Origin of the sequence: Streptomyces sp. NPDC001530, assembly GCF_042894545.1 — a bacterium.
Lineage (GTDB): Bacteria > Actinomycetota > Actinomycetes > Streptomycetales > Streptomycetaceae > Streptomyces.
In genome coordinates, this window is record NZ_JBIAVS010000027.1 from 32,373 (window position 1) to 49,625 (window position 17,253).

At 71.4% G+C, this 17,253-nt stretch carries 14 protein-coding genes; all 14 read right to left on the reverse strand.

What is annotated here, in order from left to right; translation table 11 throughout:
• Window positions 1-5: 5 nt before the first annotated feature.
• Genes rfbC through ACFY0T_RS41505 form a run of 14 tightly spaced genes read right to left on the reverse strand, consistent with a single transcriptional unit; the run spans window position 6 to window position 17,251 of the window.
• Window positions 6-557: a dTDP-4-dehydrorhamnose 3,5-epimerase gene (gene rfbC, locus ACFY0T_RS41440; protein ID WP_388883297.1), complete on the reverse strand. Its 552-nt coding sequence runs from the start codon at window positions 555-557 to the stop codon at window positions 6-8.
• Window positions 554-1,786, reverse strand: a complete 1,233-nt coding sequence (locus tag ACFY0T_RS41445) for a polysaccharide pyruvyl transferase family protein (protein WP_388883299.1) — start codon at window positions 1,784-1,786, stop codon at window positions 554-556. Before ACFY0T_RS41445 ends, rfbC begins: the two co-directional genes overlap by 4 nt.
• On the reverse strand, window positions 1,783-2,730 hold the full coding sequence (locus ACFY0T_RS41450) for a glycosyltransferase family 2 protein (protein ID WP_388883301.1): 948 nt from the start codon (window positions 2,728-2,730) through the stop codon (window positions 1,783-1,785). The genes ACFY0T_RS41445 and ACFY0T_RS41450 overlap by 4 nt, the downstream gene beginning before the upstream one ends.
• The gene (locus ACFY0T_RS41455; protein WP_388883303.1) at window positions 2,727-4,025 is read right to left on the reverse strand and encodes a hypothetical protein; all 1,299 of its coding nucleotides are present in this window, start codon (window positions 4,023-4,025) and stop codon (window positions 2,727-2,729) included. Before ACFY0T_RS41455 ends, ACFY0T_RS41450 begins: the two co-directional genes overlap by 4 nt.
• Complete coding sequence (locus ACFY0T_RS41460) at window positions 4,022-5,296, reverse strand: DUF4910 domain-containing protein (protein ID WP_388883305.1); 1,275 nt, start codon at window positions 5,294-5,296, stop codon at window positions 4,022-4,024. Before ACFY0T_RS41460 ends, ACFY0T_RS41455 begins: the two co-directional genes overlap by 4 nt.
• A complete protein-coding gene (locus ACFY0T_RS41465) occupies window positions 5,293-6,318 on the reverse strand; it encodes an NAD-dependent epimerase/dehydratase family protein (protein WP_388883307.1) in 1,026 nt (341 codons plus the stop codon). The genes ACFY0T_RS41460 and ACFY0T_RS41465 overlap by 4 nt, the downstream gene beginning before the upstream one ends.
• 3 nt (window positions 6,319-6,321) lie before the next feature.
• Window positions 6,322-6,969, reverse strand: a complete 648-nt coding sequence (locus ACFY0T_RS41470) for a PIG-L deacetylase family protein (RefSeq protein ID WP_388883309.1) — start codon at window positions 6,967-6,969, stop codon at window positions 6,322-6,324.
• Entirely contained in the window at window positions 6,966-7,775 is an 810-nt protein-coding gene (locus ACFY0T_RS41475; protein WP_388883311.1) for a sugar phosphate nucleotidyltransferase, read from the reverse strand. Before ACFY0T_RS41475 ends, ACFY0T_RS41470 begins: the two co-directional genes overlap by 4 nt.
• On the reverse strand, window positions 7,772-9,007 hold the full coding sequence (locus tag ACFY0T_RS41480; protein WP_388883313.1) for a class I SAM-dependent methyltransferase: 1,236 nt from the start codon (window positions 9,005-9,007) through the stop codon (window positions 7,772-7,774). Before ACFY0T_RS41480 ends, ACFY0T_RS41475 begins: the two co-directional genes overlap by 4 nt.
• A complete protein-coding gene (locus ACFY0T_RS41485; RefSeq protein ID WP_388883315.1) occupies window positions 9,004-10,248 on the reverse strand; it encodes a glycosyltransferase in 1,245 nt (414 codons plus the stop codon). The genes ACFY0T_RS41480 and ACFY0T_RS41485 overlap by 4 nt, the downstream gene beginning before the upstream one ends.
• A 2-nt stretch (window positions 10,249-10,250) precedes the next feature.
• Window positions 10,251-11,555, reverse strand: a complete 1,305-nt coding sequence (locus ACFY0T_RS41490) for an O-antigen ligase domain-containing protein (protein ID WP_388883317.1) — start codon at window positions 11,553-11,555, stop codon at window positions 10,251-10,253.
• 1 nt (window position 11,556) lies between these two features.
• Window positions 11,557-13,089 carry a right-handed parallel beta-helix repeat-containing protein gene (locus ACFY0T_RS41495; RefSeq protein WP_388883319.1) on the reverse strand — a complete coding sequence of 511 codons (1,533 nt, stop codon included), beginning with the start codon at window positions 13,087-13,089 and terminating at the stop codon, window positions 11,557-11,559.
• An 8-nt stretch (window positions 13,090-13,097) separates the two neighbouring features.
• Window positions 13,098-15,065, reverse strand: coding sequence for an alginate lyase family protein (locus ACFY0T_RS41500; protein WP_388883321.1), 1,968 nt, complete (start codon window positions 15,063-15,065; stop codon window positions 13,098-13,100).
• Window positions 15,062-17,251, reverse strand: a complete 2,190-nt coding sequence (locus ACFY0T_RS41505; protein WP_388883323.1) for a bi-domain-containing oxidoreductase — start codon at window positions 17,249-17,251, stop codon at window positions 15,062-15,064. The genes ACFY0T_RS41500 and ACFY0T_RS41505 overlap by 4 nt, the downstream gene beginning before the upstream one ends.
• Window positions 17,252-17,253: the final 2 nt, after the last annotated feature.

The window sequence follows — 17,253 nt, forward strand, 5'->3', positions numbered from 1 at the left end:
TGACTTCAGCTCTCTTTCTGCTTCAGGACCTCGGCGAGGCTCGGCGCCTCCCGGTCCCGCTGGGACATCGATGTGGCCGGCAGCGGCCAGGGAATGGCGAGCTCCGGGTCGTCGAAGGCGATCGTCACGTCCTCGGCCGGATCGTGCGGGCGGTCGATCCGGTACGAGGTGTCGGCGGTCTCGGTCAGCGCCTGGAAGCCGTGCGCGCACCCCGCCGGGATGTACAGGGTCGTCTGTGTCTCGCCGGACAGCTCGAAGAAGGCCCGGCCCAGGTAGGTCGGCGAGTCCGTCCGCAGGTCCACGACGACATCGAAGATCCTCCCGTACGAGCACCGCACCAGCTTGGCCTCGCCGGCGCCGGAGCGCAGGTGCAGGCCGCGCAGCACGCCCCGGACCGAGCGGGACATGCTGTCCTGGACGAAGGCGTCCGGGTCGAGGCCCACCGAGCGGACCACGTCGGCGTCGAAGGTGCGGCAGAAGAAGCCGCGTTCGTCGGCGTACGGCGTCGGCTCGAAGAGGTACGCGCCGGCGATCTCCGGGACTTCGGTCGCTTTCATGGAGCCTTCCGCGAGGTGGGGGCGTGGTCGGCCGCAGGGAACAGGGCCGTGGTCAAGGAGTTGAACTGGTGGTCAAGTCGGCGGGCGGCGGCCTGGTTCCGCTCGGTGAGGGTCTGCCGCAGCTCGGCCGATCGCTTCTCCAGCGCACGGAACTGCTCGAGCAGCCGGTCGGCGTCGACCTCGCGCGCCGGGTGGCAGTACGCGCCGAGGCCCATCTCCGTCATGAGCGCGTCGCTCTTCGCCGCGTAGCAGAGAGCGAGCACCGGCGTACCGGTCTTCAGCGCGCAGATCAGGTTGTGGTAGCGGACCGCCACCACGGTGTCGGCAGCCGCCATCTCCTTCATCAGGTCGGCCAGTGAGGCCGGTTCGGCAGCGGTGACCAGCGGTGAGTCCACCGCGTCGAGGATCGCGGCGACCACCGACGCGTCGCATTCGTCGCCGGTGAGCAGCCGGACCGGCCTGCCCTCCTCGACCAGCGTGCGGACGAACCGGATCGTCCCGTCGAGGTAGCGCCGGTATATCTCCTCGGCCCGGGCGCGGTCGTCGTTGCCGCCGTGGAAGTCCATGACACCGACGCAGACCGGGCCCGGCGAGCCCGAGGGCGCGCTCGCCCGCGGCGTCGGCAGGGCGAACGCTAGGTCCGGGTAGACCTCGTCGTGCGCGGTGTCCACGCCCATCGCCCGCATCGCGTCGCGGGACTGGGCATCCCGGTACGACCGGTACGCGGCCAGCCGCGCCGACCAGCGCACCAGGGCCCGGGTGGGCCGGTTGCCGATCTCGGCGGCGCCGACGCTGACGAGCGCGACCCGGGTGCGCAGCAGCCGGCCGCTCGCGCAGAGCAGGAACAGCGAGTAGGGAAAGCCCCACGGCCGCAGCGGCAGTGTGGCCTCCAGGACGCCCATGCCCGGCACGATCACCACGTCGTGCCGGCGCACCCAGGCGGCGGTGCGGAAGACGTCGACGAGTTTGCCCAGACCCTTCGCCGCGATCGCGCCCGCACGCGACGCGGTCCGGTACTCCGCGCGGTTCCAGTGCAGCCGCGTGGCGGGGATCCCGAACCGGGTCGTCACGGCCTCGGGCCCGCCGCACAGCGCGTCCACGACCGCCTCCGGGTGCTCGGCGCGGAGGTACCCGAGGACGGCCTCGAGCGACCCGTCGTTGCCGAGGTTGCCGGAGCCGAGCAGGCCGAACACCCCGACGCGCACCGGAGTTTCGTCCGCGGACGTCATGCCTGCCTCCCCTCACGGCCGGCGACGAGGGCGTCGACGGAGACCGTGAGCAGGGCCGGGTCGACCGGGGCGCGGTCCTCGACCCGCTCACCGGCGCCCGGCCGGACCCGGCTGGTCATCCACGCGGCCAGGTGGCGGTAGCACGCGCGCCGGTCGGCCGGGGACAACGGCGCCCGCCGGATCGCCGAGGCGAAGCCCCAGATGTACTCGGCGAGCAGCCGGGGCGTCGGGTGCAGCGGGCCTGCCCGGCGCGGGTCCAGGTTGATACACCGGGAGCGCTTGGAAGGGTTCGCCCGCTCGGCGCGGGTGGGGTGGTCGCGGCGGAAGTACAGGAGTTCCGGCACCTGGTGGAAGCGCCCGTGCAGGGTGATCTCGGCGACGAAGGTGCGGTCCGCGTGGTGGTAGCTGTCCATCGGTTGCACCCGGCGCAGCGCGTCGGCCCGGATCACCCCGTAGAAGTCGTCACCGCCGGGCTCGAACAGCAGACTGCGGAAGCGCTCCGGCGCGTGCGGGGAATCGGTGGCGAGCGTGTACTCGTACGGGACCTTCACCTGGCCGTCGCCGTCGATGACCGCCTGGTCGGCGTGCGCGAGGATCACGTCCGGCCGCTCGTCCAGCGCCTGAATGCAGCGCTGCAGCAGGTCGCGGGCGTAAAGGTCGTCGTGCGAGGCCCACTTGAACAGCTCGCCGCGGGACTCGGCGAACACATGGTTGTGGTTCGGCGTGGCGCCGATGTTGCGGGGCAGCCGGAGGTAACGGATGCGCGAGTCCCGCGCGGCGTACTTGCGGCAGATCTCCTGGGTCCCGTCGGTCGAGGCGTTGTCGGAGATGACCAGCTCGAAGTCCTCGTAGGTCTGGCCGAGCAGGGCGTCGAGCGACTCGGCCAGGTACTCCTCGCCGTTGTACACGGGCAGGCCGATGCTCAGCCTGGGTTGGGCGGTCATGAGGTCCTCACTTCGGGGATGGGATTGCGGTGGCGCTCGCGCAGGGCGGACCGCAGCTGCAGCCACCACACGGCCGAGCCGCTGACGGTCGCGGCGGCGACGCCCCAGGCCGAGCCGACCGTGCCGGCCATGGCCGCCCCGCCGAGCCCGCCACCGACGTAGCAGGCGGAGGCGAACAGCTGGCAGCGCAGGCTGCGTCGGGCCGCGCCGAGCGCGCGCAGCCCGGCCGCCGCGCCGGTGCCGAGGCCCGCGCCCGCCACGCCGAGGGTGATCGGCACGATGAGCTGTGCAGAGGAGTGCCAGACGTCGCCGAGGACGAGTTCGCCGAGCCGGTCCGGCATCAGCAGCAGCGCCGCGCCCCACAGCAGCGCGGCACCGGCCTGCCCGCCACCGAGGAGGAGACAGAACCTGCCGAGGCGGTGCGGGGCCTGCCGCAGCACGCGTGCCGCTTCCGGGACCGTGACCAGCGAAAGACCCATGAGCACGGCGAGGAAGGGACCCATCAGGAGCTCGGCACCCCGCACCGCACCCACCGCGCCGAGCCCGACGATCGCGCCGAGCCCGTAGGCCCGCACCTGGCTCGCGCCGCTGAGGCTGACGTTCTCGACCAGGTACCGGTAGCCGAGATCGCGCTGCTCGCGAAGCCACCCGCGCGCCTCGGTCACCCGGGGCCCGATGTCGGACTGGAAGTAGCCGTACGCAGCCGCCACCGTGGCGGACGCGCCCCAGGCGAGCACGAACGCGGCCACGCTGCCCACGCGGGCCGCCACCACCATGGCCGGGACGAGCGCGATGCCCCACACTACGTCGTTGACGAACGCCTTCCTCCCGGTGCCGGCGGCGAAGAACGCAAACCGCCAGGCGTCCTGGAGCAGCAGCCCCGGCAACATGACACCGAGGCAGGCGAACGCGGGCCCCACGCGGCCGCCGAGGCCGAGCCCGGCCACCAGACACGCCGCACCGAGGGCTCCACCGACGCCGAGCGCGGTACCCGTCGACCGGGCCACCGCCCCGCGCCAGGACGCGTCCGGAACGCCGCTGAAACGCACCACGAGCGGATCGGTGGCAAGGCCGCGGGAGACGTTGAGCACCACACCGTAGGTCACCCAGGCCAGGCTGAACACGCCGAACGCGGTCACGCCCAGCGAGCGGGCCACGTAGATCCCCACCGCGAAGTTGGAGATGCTGGAGGCCGCCTGGTCGGCCAGCCCCCAGGACAGCCGGCCGACGAGGGCCCGCTTGGCGGATCCGGCCCGTCTCGTCGTCTTCTCCCCCTCGGTGGTCATCGGCGTCATGCCTTGATCAGCCCGGCGCCGTGCAGGGCGTCGGCCGCGACGGCAACGGTGTCGAACGGCAGCCCGGACCGCTCGGCGACGTCCAGCAGACTGTGCTCGCCGTCGGAGAGGTTGAGCACCCAGAGCATGGCCATCTGGGCCTGCTTGGTGTCGCTGCGGCCGCCGAGCGCGTCGTACAACCCGCGCCGGCCCAGCTGTGGTTCGCCGTAGGGGCTGAGGTTGAGGTACCGCCGGTTGCGGTCGAGGACGGCGAATGCCTCGCGGCAGACTGCAAGGGTGTCCGCCATCGCCTCCGGGGAGACGAAGTCCGGGTTGTCCGCCGAGGTGTGGTACTCGGGGTAGCCGGCGTACGGGGTCCGGCTGAGTGAGCCCACGCCGAGATTGAACCCGGGCGAGCAGTACTGCCGCTCGTCGTAGCCGTACGGGGTGAACTCGTTGACGCGGTGCGGGCGTTCGGATGCGGCCAGCACATGCCGCATCACCCGGTCGATCTCCGCGTCGCCGCGTCTGCTCTGCTTGTACGTCAGTTGGCCCGAGTCTCCGGCGCAGGCGAGCACGAGGCCGTGCTTGACCCCTTCCACCCGCTCCGCGTTGCGGGCCAGCCACGTGATCGCCCCGATGGTGCCGGGCGCGTAGATGAACCGGTAGGTGTAGTACGGCGTTTCCTGTGCCAGCGTCCGGGCCAGGAACGTCGCCACCGCGATGCCTGCCAGGTTGTCGTTGGCCAGCGACGGGTGGCAGACGTGGCAGGAGACGATCACCTCCTCGGGGACCTGCCCGGGGACCACGTGCTCGGCGTAGGTGAGGTGGCCGTCCGCGAGTGTGGAGTCGATGCATACCTCGTACTCGCCGTCCGGCAGCGCGTCCAAGGTCTCCTGGGCCAGGCAGAACCCCCATTCCGGCTTGTAGTAACTCGTGCGGTACGGCACCCAGGACGGGTGGTCCGGCAGGGTGTGCAGGTGTCCGCGCAGCTCGGACAGCGGCATGGTCGCCGACACCGGCACGCTGTAGCCGAGCACGTGCAGGCTGGACGCGGCGAAGTCGACGACCCGGTGGCCGGCGGTGTCGGCGATGTACGCGTCCCGGATGTTCCACTCCTGCGGCACCGTCCAGTCGAGCACTTGCGTCCCGGTCGGCACCTCGTGCACCTGCAGCGGGACGTACTCGCCGACGATCTCCAGGGTGGCGCGCACACCGTCGCCGGTGATGCTCCGGCACAGCGGGTACAGCCGCTCCACCAGTGCGTGCATCTCTTCACCGACTGCGGTCATCGGCGCCACCGCAGGGTGTCGTCGACGGCGCCGGCTTCGGTCGCCGCGCGCAGCACGGCGAGGCGGGTGAAGCGTCGCTCGAAGTCCTCCCGGGTCAGGTCGAACTTGCGGTAGGCGTCGGCGAGTTCGAGCGCGCCCTGCTTCACCGTCCACTCGCAGTCGAATCCGGGTATCGCGGCGCGGAACCGGGAGAAGTCCACTCGGTAGGACCGCGGGTCGGCACCGGTTTCCCCGGTGATCACCACCTTCGCGCCGGACACCGCCTCGGCGACCTGTTCGGCGATCTCGGCGACCGTGACGTTGTTGGTCTCGCTGCCGATGTTGAACGCCTGGTCGTGCACCGCCTCGCGCGGCGCGGTCAGCGCGGCCGCGAAGGCCCGTGCGATGTCGGCGGCGTGCACCAGCGGGCGCCAGGGGGTGCCGTCGGAGAGCACCAACACCTCGCCGGACAGGAGGGCGTGGCCCACCAGGTTGTTCAGCACGATGTCGGCGCGCAGCCGGGGCGAGTAGCCGAAGGCGGTGGCGTTGCGCATGAACACCGGGGTGAAGTCGTCGTCGGCCAGCGCGTGCAGGTCGTCCTCCACCCGCACCTTGGACTCCGCGTACGGCGTCACCGGGCGCAGTGGCGCGTCCTCGGCCACCAGGTCGTCGCCGCCGGCGGCGCCGTAGACCGAGCAGGTCGACGCGTACAGGAAGCGCCGCACTCCGGCGTCGCGGGCCAGCCGCGCAAGGCGGACGGACGCGTGGTGGTTGATGTCGTAGGTGAGTTCCGGCGCCAGCGATCCCAGCGGGTCGTTGGAGAGCGCGGCCAGGTGGATCACGGCGTCCACCCCGGCCACATGCTCGGCCGTGACGTCGCGCAGGTCCACCCGGTGCCCCGGCGGGTCGGCGGGCTGCTCGCCCAGCACGCAGTCGGCGAACAGGCCGGCGTCGAGGCCGACGACCTCGTGGCCGGCGGCCGCGAGGACCGGGGCCATCACGGTGCCCAGGTAGCCCTGGTGTCCCGTCAGTAGTACGCGCATAGTTCAGTCCCCCAGGTTGAGCGTGAGTTTGGTGACCGCGAACGCCTCGGCGTAGCGGGCGTGGCATTCGATGCCGCGGATCCGTGCGAGGCCGAGGAAGGCTTCGCGGTCGTACCAGGGCCGGTGCCGCTGCGAGGGGTAGTGCTCCTGCAGCAGTTGCACCTTTTGTTCGGCGATCTCCGGCGACAGCGGCTGGTACGCCGACGGACGGCCGAGATCGCCGTCCCACTTGACGATCTCGTAGCCGAGGACCATGTGGTCGCGGAACGCGGTGGGTATCAGCTTCGCCAGGCCGCGGTGATCCTGGTGCGCGTCATCGGTACGCGGGGCGAGGACGAGATCCGGCTCGGTCCGCCCGCGCAGCTCCTCGACCGCGGCCTTGGCCTCGTCCCAGTGCACGGGCATCCGCCCGTCCGGCAGCTTGAGCACGGTCAGCCGCAGGTCGGCGCCCGGGCAGAAGGCGGCGAGCGCGGCCCGCTCCTCCTGCTCCCGCTCGCTGCCACCGCCGGAGAGCACCAGCGCGTCGACGCGGGTGCCCGGATGCGCGAGGCACATCGTCAGCAGCGTGCCGCCGGCGCCGATGGCGATGTCGTCGCAGTGCGCCCCAACCGCGACGATCCGGTCCAGGCGCCCGGCCCCGAGCCGGATCACGCGGTCCTCACCCCGGCGTTCGCCCCCGCGCCGTCCCGTTCCCACACGGCCCACGGGCGGTCGCCCCGGGCGTACGCGTCGTCGAGCGCGGCCCGCTCCTTCACGGTGTCGGTCGGCTTCCAGAAGCCACGGTGCTGATGCGCCACCAGCCGCCCGCGCTTGGCCAGTTGGGCGCATCCGTCGGCGACCAGGTCCCCGTTCTCCGGTATGTGGTCGAAGACCTCCTGGCGGAGCACGAAGTAGCCGCCGTTCTCCCACAGCGGCAGTTCGCTCACCGCGGTGATGCCCCCCACCAGGCCGTCCTCGCCCAGCTCCACGCAGTGGAACGAGGACTGCGGCGGCACCACCATCATCGACGCCCCGGCGTCGCGCCGGGCGAACCGGTCGATCATCTCCGGCAGCGGGGCGTCGGTGAGCACGTCGGCGTAGTTGGCGAGAAACATCTCGTCGCCGTCCAGGTGGTGCCGCACCCTGCGCAGCCGCTCCCCGATCGGTGACTCGATGCCGGTCTGCGCGAACGTGATCGTCCAGTCGGCGATGTCGGTGGACAGCAGCTCGGTCCGCCCGCCCCGCAGCACGAAGTCGTTGGACGTCGTCTCCTCGTAGTTGAGGAAGAAGTCCTTGATGTGGTGAGCCCCGTACCCGAGGCACAGGATGAACTCCGTGTGCCCGAAGTGCGCGTAGTAGCGCATGACATGCCAGATCAGCGGTCGCGGGCCGACCATCGCCATCGGCTTGGGCACGTCGTCGGAGGTTCCGTTGCGCATCCGCATCCCGTAACCGCCGCAGAACAGAACGACCTTCATGACTTGGCCTCGACAATGCTCAGTTCCGGGATGGGAAAGACCAGTCGGCCGCCCCAGTCGTGCACGAAGGACAGCTGCTCGACCAGTTCGGCCCGCAGGTTCCACGGGAGGACGAGGACGTAGTCCGGTTTGTCGGCGGCGATCTGCTCGGGCGGCAGGATCGGGATGCGGGTGCCCGGGGTGAACCTGCCGTGCTTGTACGGGTTGCGGTCGACCGTGTACGCGAGCAGGTCGGGCCGGATGCCGCAGTGGTTGAGCAGGGTGTTGCCCTTGCCCGGGGCGCCGTAGCCGACGACCGTCTCGCCGCGCTCGGCCGCCTCGATGAGGAACCGCAGGAGGTCCCGGCGCACCTTGGCCACCCGTGTGGAGAACTCGGTGTACCCGGACAGTTCCTGCAGCCCGGCGGCCTTCTCCCGGTCCAGCACGTCGGCCACCCGCTGGGTCGGCTCACCGGCCACCTCGGTCGGCCGGGCCCACAGCCGGATGGAGCCGCCGTGCGTGGGCAGCAGCTCGACGTCCACGAGCGCGAGTCCGCCGCTCGCGAGGGCGCGGATCGCGGACGCGACCGTGTAGTACTGGAAGTGCTCGTGGTAGATCGTGTCGTACTGGTTCTCCTCGATCAGGGTCAGCAGGTGCTGCACCTCGATGGAGACCCAGCCGTCGTCGGCGACCAGGGCGCGCAGCCCCTGGGTGAACCCGACCACGTCGGGGATGTGCGCGTACACGTTGTTGGCCACGACCAGGTTCGCCGGGCCGTGCTCGGCGCGGACGGCCGAGCCTGTGTCCGGGGACAGGAACTCCGTGAGCGTGGGCACACCCGCGTCGCGCGCCGCGGCGCCGACGTTCACCGACGGCTCGATGCCGAGGCAGCGGATCCCCCGGTCCACCACGTGCTTCAGCAGGTACCCGTCGTTGCTCGCGACCTCGACCACGAAGGCGTCGGCGCCGAGACCCAGCCGCTGTACGGCGCCGTCGACGAACGTGCGCGCGTGCTCCACCCAGGAGGTCGAGTAGGAGGAGAAGTACGCGTACTCCTTGAACGTCTCCTCCGGCGTGATCAGCGGAGGGATCTGCGCCAGCCAGCAGTCGGTGCAGACCCGCAGGTGCAGCGGGTACGCGGGCTCCGGTTGATCCAGTTGGTCCGCGGCGAGAAAGCTCTCACATGGTGGCGTCGCCCCAAGGTCGACGACGCTCGCCATCGCTTCCGAGCCGCACAGTCGGCATCGTGTCATCTACTGTCCCCATCCCCCCTGCTCGCGCGGGTGTCCCCGCCGCGAGCCAGTGCTGACCGACCCGCGATCGCGGTGCGGTACTCCTCCACCAGGCGCTCAAGGCCGACGGCCGGGCTGAAACCCTGCTCGTAACGGCGCCGGGCCGCCTGGCCCATCTCCCGGTTGCGGGCCGGCTCGGCCGCGATCCGGCGTATGCAGGACGCGAGCGAGGCGGACTCGCCCGGCCGGTGCAGCAGTCCGGTCACCCCGTCCTCGACGAGTTCGACGAAGGCGCCGTGACCGGCGGCGACGGTCGGGACCCCGGCCGCCATCGCCTCCACGACCACCAGGCCGAACGCCTCCAGCCACGTCGAGGGCGCCACCACGGCGACCGAACGCGCGATGGCCTTTTGGCACTCCGCCGGGTCCAACAGGCCGACGTAGCGCACGTCGTCCCGGCCAGCCGCCCAGGCGGTCACCTCTGGCTCCAGTGGCCCCGCGCCGGCGATCACGAGCGGGGCGCCCACGCCGCCGCTCGCTGCGATCTCGTCCCACGCGGCCATGAGCAGCCGTACGCCCTTGGCCTCCGCGAGCCGGCCGAGATAGAGCACATGCTCGCCGTCACTCGCTCGGCAAGTGCCCGGCTCCGGCACGAAGTTGTGCTTCACCGCCAGCCGCTCGGCCGGCATGCCGGACCGCACCAGGACGTCGCGCTGCGCCGCGGAGATGCAGAAGAACCGCTCCACGCCGGACCACCACCGCCGCCGGTTGACCGACAGGCTCACCGCGAGCGGCACCGTCGCAAGCCGGGAACTCCGGTAACAGCCGTGCCGGACGGCAGGCAGCGGGACGGCAGACCCGACGCACTCGGTGCACGGCCGGCCGTCCCGTTGCAGTGTGCCGGGCGGGCAGACCTGGGTGTAGTTGTGCAGCGTGGCGACGGCGGGCACGCCGGCGTCGGCGCAGGCGGCGAGGACCGCGGGCGACAGGAGCGGGAAGACGTTGTGGACGTGGACCACGTCCGGCCGTTCGGTGCGAAGGCGGGCGGCTAGTTCCGTGCGAACCGCCGGGTTCCACGGCACGAGCAGCGGCACCGCGACCTTGCCGAGCAACGACCGGTCGGCGATGGTGTCGCTGCGCCGCTCGAACACCTCGACCCGGTGGCCGGCCGCGCGCAGCAGCGCCACCTCCTGGTCGACGACCTTGTTCTCCCCGCTCGGCTGCGCCGAGTTGTAGCGGTTGTGCACCACGAGGACGTGCATGCTCAGGTCACCTCCGTTCTCCGGGCCCATCGTGGGATGCGTCGTCGAGGGACTGCGGGCGTCGTGAGGGGAGCGGCCGCGGCAGGTGCCGCCAGCAGCGAGGCGGCCAGGGCCAGATGCAGCAGATACGGCGAGGCGTCGCCAAGACCGGCCTCGGTGTACGACGCGATCGCGCAGTAGCTGATCAGGAAGATCGCGCAGGCCCTCTGCAGCGACGGTGGCCGCAGCAACGCGACGCCGGCAAGGACGATGATGATCGCCGCCACCAGGGCGACGCCGGTCAGACCTTGCTCCTGGTAAACGGCCAGCCAGCTGTTGTCGATCGGCAGCCCGCCGAACGACTTGTCGCCCAGGCCCATGCCGAACAGCTGCTCCGAGGTCGTCCGGGGCGCTGCCAGCAGGGCGTCCCAGACCTTGGCCCGACCGGTGAGGTTGGAGAAGTTCTCCTGGCTCTGCCCGCGCAGGAACCACGCCTGGAGCGCGGAGCTGAACCCCACCGCGGCCACCGTGGCGCACAGCACCGTCCAGGTGAAGAACCGGCGGGCGGCGGCGCTGGTCAGGATGAGTGAGCCGATCGCCAACGTCAGCCCGATGAGCAGGCCGAGCGTGGCCGTCCGGGTATGGGTCAGCGCGAGCAGGACGAGTGACGGCACGATGACCACCGCCGCGCTGGCCCTGTCGGTCCGGCGCCCCAGAACGAGCAGCACGGTGAGCCCGATGATCACCGCGGCGTACTGTCCGATCTGCGGCGGGGTGAGCGGCCACAACGCGCCGACAAGGCGCCCGCCGTAGAGCTCGGGCAGGGCCGCGCCCGGTGAGACGACCAGGCCGGCGGCCACCGATCCGAGCACCGCGAAGTACATCCGGATGTGGTGCCGGACGAACGTCGGGCTGCCGTCCCACCAGCGGCTGAGCAGCCACAGCGTGCCGATGAAGAGAGCCAGCCGGGCGCAGCGGAACAGCGCGCCGAACCCGGACTCCAGGTTCACGCTGGAGATCATGCTCGGCACCAGCAGCAGGGTGAGCAGGAGCACGAAGGCGCTGGCTCGGATGCGCAGCCGGAGATTGACCGTGAGCGCCAGCGTGAACGCGGCGACCAGCGCGCCCATGGTGACCATCTGGATGAGGGAGCGGGGCAGCGGGACGATGGTCTTCGCCCCGGCGGAGCCGAGCGTGTTGAGGATCAGCAGCCCCCAGACGATCCCGACGATCCTCGGTGTGCCAGCCGGGCGCGGTTCGGCGCCGGGCTGCGTTCCCGCCGTGTCCGGTCCGCCCGGCAACCCACCGCGCGTCAGGTTCCCGCCCATCTCAACCACCGGCCCGTGGGTCGAGGGTGCTGCCCGTGTCTTGCTGGTACGGCGTGCCCTGCCACTCCCCGAAGTCGAGCACCCGGCTCATGTCTTGGGCGACGAATTTCCATGGTCCGAGGTAGACGTTGTCGTGCCAGCGGTTGTGCTGCTTGGTAGTGATCGCGTCAGCCACCCGCTCGCCCTTGTACGGAGACCAGTCCGGATAGGTTCCGTAGTTGGCAAGGAGCGCCATTCGGTCGCACTTCTCCGTGCACTTGACGACGGACTTGTCCAGCACGAAGCGGTTGTCGTGGATGTCCACCCGCTGGGTCTTCCACCGGCAGTCCGCGTAGAGCGGCGCGGTGGCGATCGCCGGCTTCGCGCAGCGGTGGGTGTCCCCCACCAGCAAAGTGCAGTCACCGGACGAGGTGTTGGCCGGGCTGTTGCAGAACCGGTCGGCGTTCTCCCACAGAGTGATCCCGGACCAGTTGTTCTCCAGCACGTTCCGGTAGATCTCGATCTTGTTGGTGCGGGCTCGGATCCGTGGTTCGCCGCCGGACTCGGACAGGTAGATGGTCGCGTACGGGAAGTCGTCGCCGCGGTCGGATTCCCTGCGGCCCTCGACCCAGTTGTTCCGCCGGATCGTGTTGTTCCGGATGACCGCGTTGTAGCTGGTCTCGTAGATCAGCGCGGCACCGTCGTTGGCCTCGAGCACGTTGTCCTCGATGCGGAAGTCGTTGTTGTTGGTGTCCGCCCACAACCCGGTTCCGCGGTTGTCGTGCACCCAGTTGCCGCGCACGTCGGCGCCGTTGACGGCCCAGAACTTGATGCCTCCGGTGCAGCCGCAGCCCTCCCGCCGCCGCTCCCAGTCGCCGGTGTTGTTGCCCACGATCTCGTTGCCCTCGACCACCAGGCCGCTGATACGGCCGTTGGCCTTGTACGCGTTCATGCCGTACTGACCGTTGTCGCGCAGGCAGCTGGCGCGGACCCGCTGGCGGGCACCGGCCATCAGCCCGGCGCCGGAGTTGTCCTGGATCGTCGCGTGCTCGATCACCCACCCGTCGGCCGAGTCATGGTTGACCACGCCCTCGTCGGGCGGCGCCACGAAACGTTGCACGGTCAGGTAGCGGATGGTGACGTTGCGGGCGCTGCCGCCGAACGCGTACTGGTTCTTCTTCCGGCCGTCGAGCACCGCGCCCGGCGCACCGAGGTAGCGGTTCCCCTCCTTGGGGATGACCTGGGCGTAGCGGTCCGGGTCGAGCCTGTGCTTGCCCGGTCGAAGCCAGAACGTGGTGTTCGGGGGGCTGCTCTTGGTCTTCGCTGCCAGGTCACCGACCACCGCGGGGTCGACGGTCACCGCGCCCGCCGGCGCCTTCGCCGGCCCGGCCGCGGGCTTGGCGCACACCCGGGCCACGGATCGGGCTGCGGACGTGGATGGCGCGGCCTTCGACTCCGCCCCGGCGCTCGGCGTGCTCTCACAGCCGGTCGCCGCCAGCAGGGCCAGCGCCAGCGGTGCCGCCGCCAACGCCCAAAGCCGCCTCTTGATCCCCACGCGCCCCCCTAGCCGCGGAACCTGAGTACGGTGGTGAACCCCTCCGCGCCGTCGGCGAAGCCAGTGCCGACCAGCGTGGTGGCTGGTTCCTTGCGCCCGAAGCCGGCGGAGTACCAGCCCAACGGTGGGTCGGTCTCGCCGCGATGCGCCCGCCAGGACAGCTGTCCGGGTAGGTCGAGCACCGCGGAGCGGTCCTCGCCGTCCCGGGACCAGGTGAGCACTGCCCGGTTGCCCACCAGGTCCGCGGCGATCGCCGGACCGAGGTGGAACGCCAGGTGCACGGCCCGGCGCGGGCCGCGCACCTCGTCGACCACCCGCAGCTCCTGGCTCGCGGCCGTCAGCTCCACCCGGCGGCGGTGCACGGAGCGCTGGTAACCGTCATGCTCGGCACACCAGCGGGCCGTCCCCCCATCGGAGGCGTCGGATGTATCCGCGGCCAGGACGCGGCTGCGGGCCTGCCGGGTCCACAGGAACGGGCCGCCGGAGACGGACTGGTCACTGCCGTCCAGTTGCAGGGTGTTGTGGCCGAGGGTCGACCGGAAGTACTGCCGCCACTCGGGTTGCCCGTGGTAGCAGAACGTCCCCGGGTCGGCGAGCACGTCGACCCCGTCGTGCCGGACCTCCACGGACAGCGCGTCCGCGTGGGCATGCGCGGCGATGGACAGGAAGCCGTGCGGACCACCGTCGCAGCGGCACCAGATCTCTGCCGGACCGTGCAGGATGGTCATGCCCGCGTCGGCGAAATGGGCCGGCCGGCTTGCCGGGCGGGTCACGGCCGGTGCGGTTCCATTCTTCGAGTACGGCCGGATGAGCGCGGCCAGCAGCGGGGTGCGCACATCGGTGCCGGTCACCGCCGGCCACCAGGCGAGCCGACCGAACACGGCGTCCCCGGTGGCCAGCAGCGAGGCCCAGCGGTCGGTGCCCGCGCCGTCCACGACCAGACCGTGCCCGTCGTCCGCGTCCCCCTGGCGCGGCGGCCGTAACCGGCTGTCCACGATGGCCGCGAGCGCGTCGGTCATCCGCAGCAGCACCAGCCGGATCGACGCGGGGACCGGCACGCCGGCGGCATCCGCCTCGGCCACCGCCGCCAGGCCGAGCTCCAGCACAAGTCCGTGATATTCGGTGGCCAGCTCGCGGTTGAGGCCGGAGTCGAAGGTGTTGCTGTGCAGATGCCGCTCCAGCGACCGCAGCGCGTCGGCTCGCCAACGCGCCGAGGAGGGGAACCACCCGAACGCGCAAGCTGCGGCGAACTGCCCGGCGGCCTCGGCGATGACGTGGTTGTTCGCCGAAGACCCCCGGCTGGGGAAGGCGGCCAGCCAGCGCTGGTGGTGCCAGATCTGGTTCAGCGCCACCGGGTTGCCCTCGAACAGCCCGGCCGCGCCCGGCCAGCCGTCGAGCAGCCGGCGGATCCACACCCAGGACAGCAGCCGGATGCCCAGCTCGATGCCGCTGATCCAGTGCACGCCGCGCAGCGGTGGGTTGGCCGCCCACCACGACCGCAGGTGCTCGGCCACTCGCTCGGCGTACCGCTCCTCCCCGGTGACCGCGTAGGCAGCGGCGAGCACGGTGAGGTACTGATGCCGGGACAGCTCCCAGATCTGCTTGATGTCCCCGACCGCATCCTCGTTCCGGTACGGCACGTCGAAGGCATAGCCCCACGGAGCCCGGCGCCCGGTCTTCGGGTCGCACCACCAGTCCGGGTCGTCCAGGTCGTCGCGGACCACCCCGAAATACTCGACGTGCCCGTACATCAGCCGGTCCGCCTCGGCGATGAGACGTTTCGCGGCGTCCGGAGGTATTGCGGCGATCGTCCCGGCGGGCAGTACCGCGGTGAACCGGACGCCGGTCATGCTCGGGCAGTTCGGCCGCGCCGACCGCCACCGCCGCCTGCGCACCGCGTCGCCCACCCGGCCCGCGACCTCCTGCGGTCCCATCCGGGACAGCCGCCGCAGGTACCAGCCCGCGCTCATGGTCATCGCGCCGTCGCCAGCGTCACCGGCGCGCCGCCGACCAGGCCGGCCTGCACGGCGAGGGTGGCCGAGGTGGTGGCGACCAGCGACTCCAGCGGCACCGGCATCGGCCCGCCGGTCCGCACGGCCTTGATGAACGCGGCCAGCTCGGCGTTCTGGCCCTTGTCCCGGGCCTTGGGCAGCCGCGAACTGACCCACTTCTTGCGGCCGTAGACCGAGGCACGGACGAAGTCGTCGAGCCGCAGCACCTTGCCGTCCGCGACCAGGTCCAGCGTCTCCTTGGGGAAGCCGGGCGCGCCGGTGGTGACGTAGCTGATGGTGGCGGTGGACCCGTCCGGGTAGCGCAGCACGACCTGCAGGTCCTCGTTGCCGGACGTGGCGACCGCGTACACCGAGACCGGGTCGGCCTCGAGCAGCCAGCTCGCCGTGTCGATGAAGTGTCCGCCCTCGCCGGCGAACCGCGAGCCCTCGGTGCCCTGTTGGAGGTACCAGCTGCCGTGCGCCAGCCGGCCCGCGTTGACCAGGTAGCGCAGGCTCGCCGGACCGGTCCGGGCGCCGAACCGCTGCCTGGCCTCCTGCAGCAGCGGCGCGAACCGGCGGTTGAAGCCCACCTGCAGCCGGTCGTTGCCGGACTCCTCCACCGCCGCGAGTACGCCGGCCAGGTCGTCCTCGGTGAGGGCCAGGGGCTTCTCCACGAACACGGTCTTGCCGGCCAGCAGTGCTCTTCGGGTCAGTTCGGCGTGCGAGCTGTGCCGGGTGACCACGAACACCGCGTCGATGGACTTGTCGCCGAGCACGGCGTCGAGATCGGTGGTCGCCTCGGCGAAGCCGAACTTCCGCTGCGCGTTGGCCGCGGACAGCGCCGTCGTGGTGACGACGGTCGACAGTTCGACGCCCTCGCGCTGTGCCAGGTGCGGCAGCAGCATCGACGTCGCGTAGTTTCCGGCGCCGACGAACGCAAGGCGCACCGGCGTCTTGGCGGACCGGGCCGGGGTGGACGCTTTGCCGCCGCGTCGCACCGCGGGCACGGTCACCGCCGGGGCCTCCGCTTCCGCCGCCTCCTCCTTCTGTTCGGGGTACCGGAACAGCACGGCCACGGCCTTCAACTCGCCGTCCTTCAGGCGCTGGTACGTCTCGACGGCGTCGTCGAAGTCGGCGATGTGGGAGACCAGGGGCTCCACGTCGACGCTGCCGCGGGCGAGGAGATCGAGGAAGCACGCCAGATTGCGGCGCTCGGTCCAGCGCACGTAGCCGATCGGGTAGTCCCGCCCCTCCAGCTCGTACTCCGGGTCGTAGCGCCCGGGGCCGTAACTGCGGGAGAACCGGACGTCGAGCTCTTTCTCGTAGTACGCGTTCCACGGCAGGTCCAGGCGGCACTTGCCTATGTCGACGACCCGGCCGCGGTCCCGGCAGAGCCGGGCGGCCAGCTCGACGGGCTGGTTGCTGCCGCCGCCGGCGGCCAGGTACACCTGGTCCACGCCGTGACCGCCGGTGAGTTCGGCGACGGCGGCCTCCACGGCCGCGGACGCGGGATCGCCGCAGGCCGCGGCGCCCAGGCGCTCGGCGAGCTCGCAGCGCACCGGGTCGGGGTCGACCCCGACGACGCGGACCCCCGAGGCGGCAAGGAGCTGCACCACCAGCTGCCCGATCAGCCCGAGGCCGATGACCAGCGCCACGTCGCCGAGCTGTGGCTCGCCGCGGCGGACGCCCTGCAACGCGATCGACCCGACGGTGCCGAAGGCCGCGTGCCGCGGCGCGAGGCCGTCCGGCACCGGGGTGTAGAGGTTCTTCGGCACCCAGTTCAGCTCGGCGTGCAGCGCGTGCTCGTTGCCGGCGCAGGCCACGAGGTCGCCGACCTTCACGTCGTCGATCCCGGTGCCGACCTGCTCGACCACCCCGCACAGCGAGTAGCCGAGCGGCGTGTAGGAGTCCAGCTTGCCCATCACCTTGCGGTAGGTGGCGGGCACCCCGTTGGTGGCCACGCTCTGCATGACCTTGGCCACCTGGTCCGGCCGGGAGCGGGCCTTGCCCAGCATCGACATGCCGGCCTCGGACACCTTCATGAGCTCGGTGCCGGTGGATATCAGCGAGTAGGCGCTGCGGACCAGCACACCGCCCGGCTTGCACCCCGGCACCGGAACGTCGAGCACCGCCAGCTCGCCGCTCTTGTAGTTCTGCACAACCTGCTTCACCC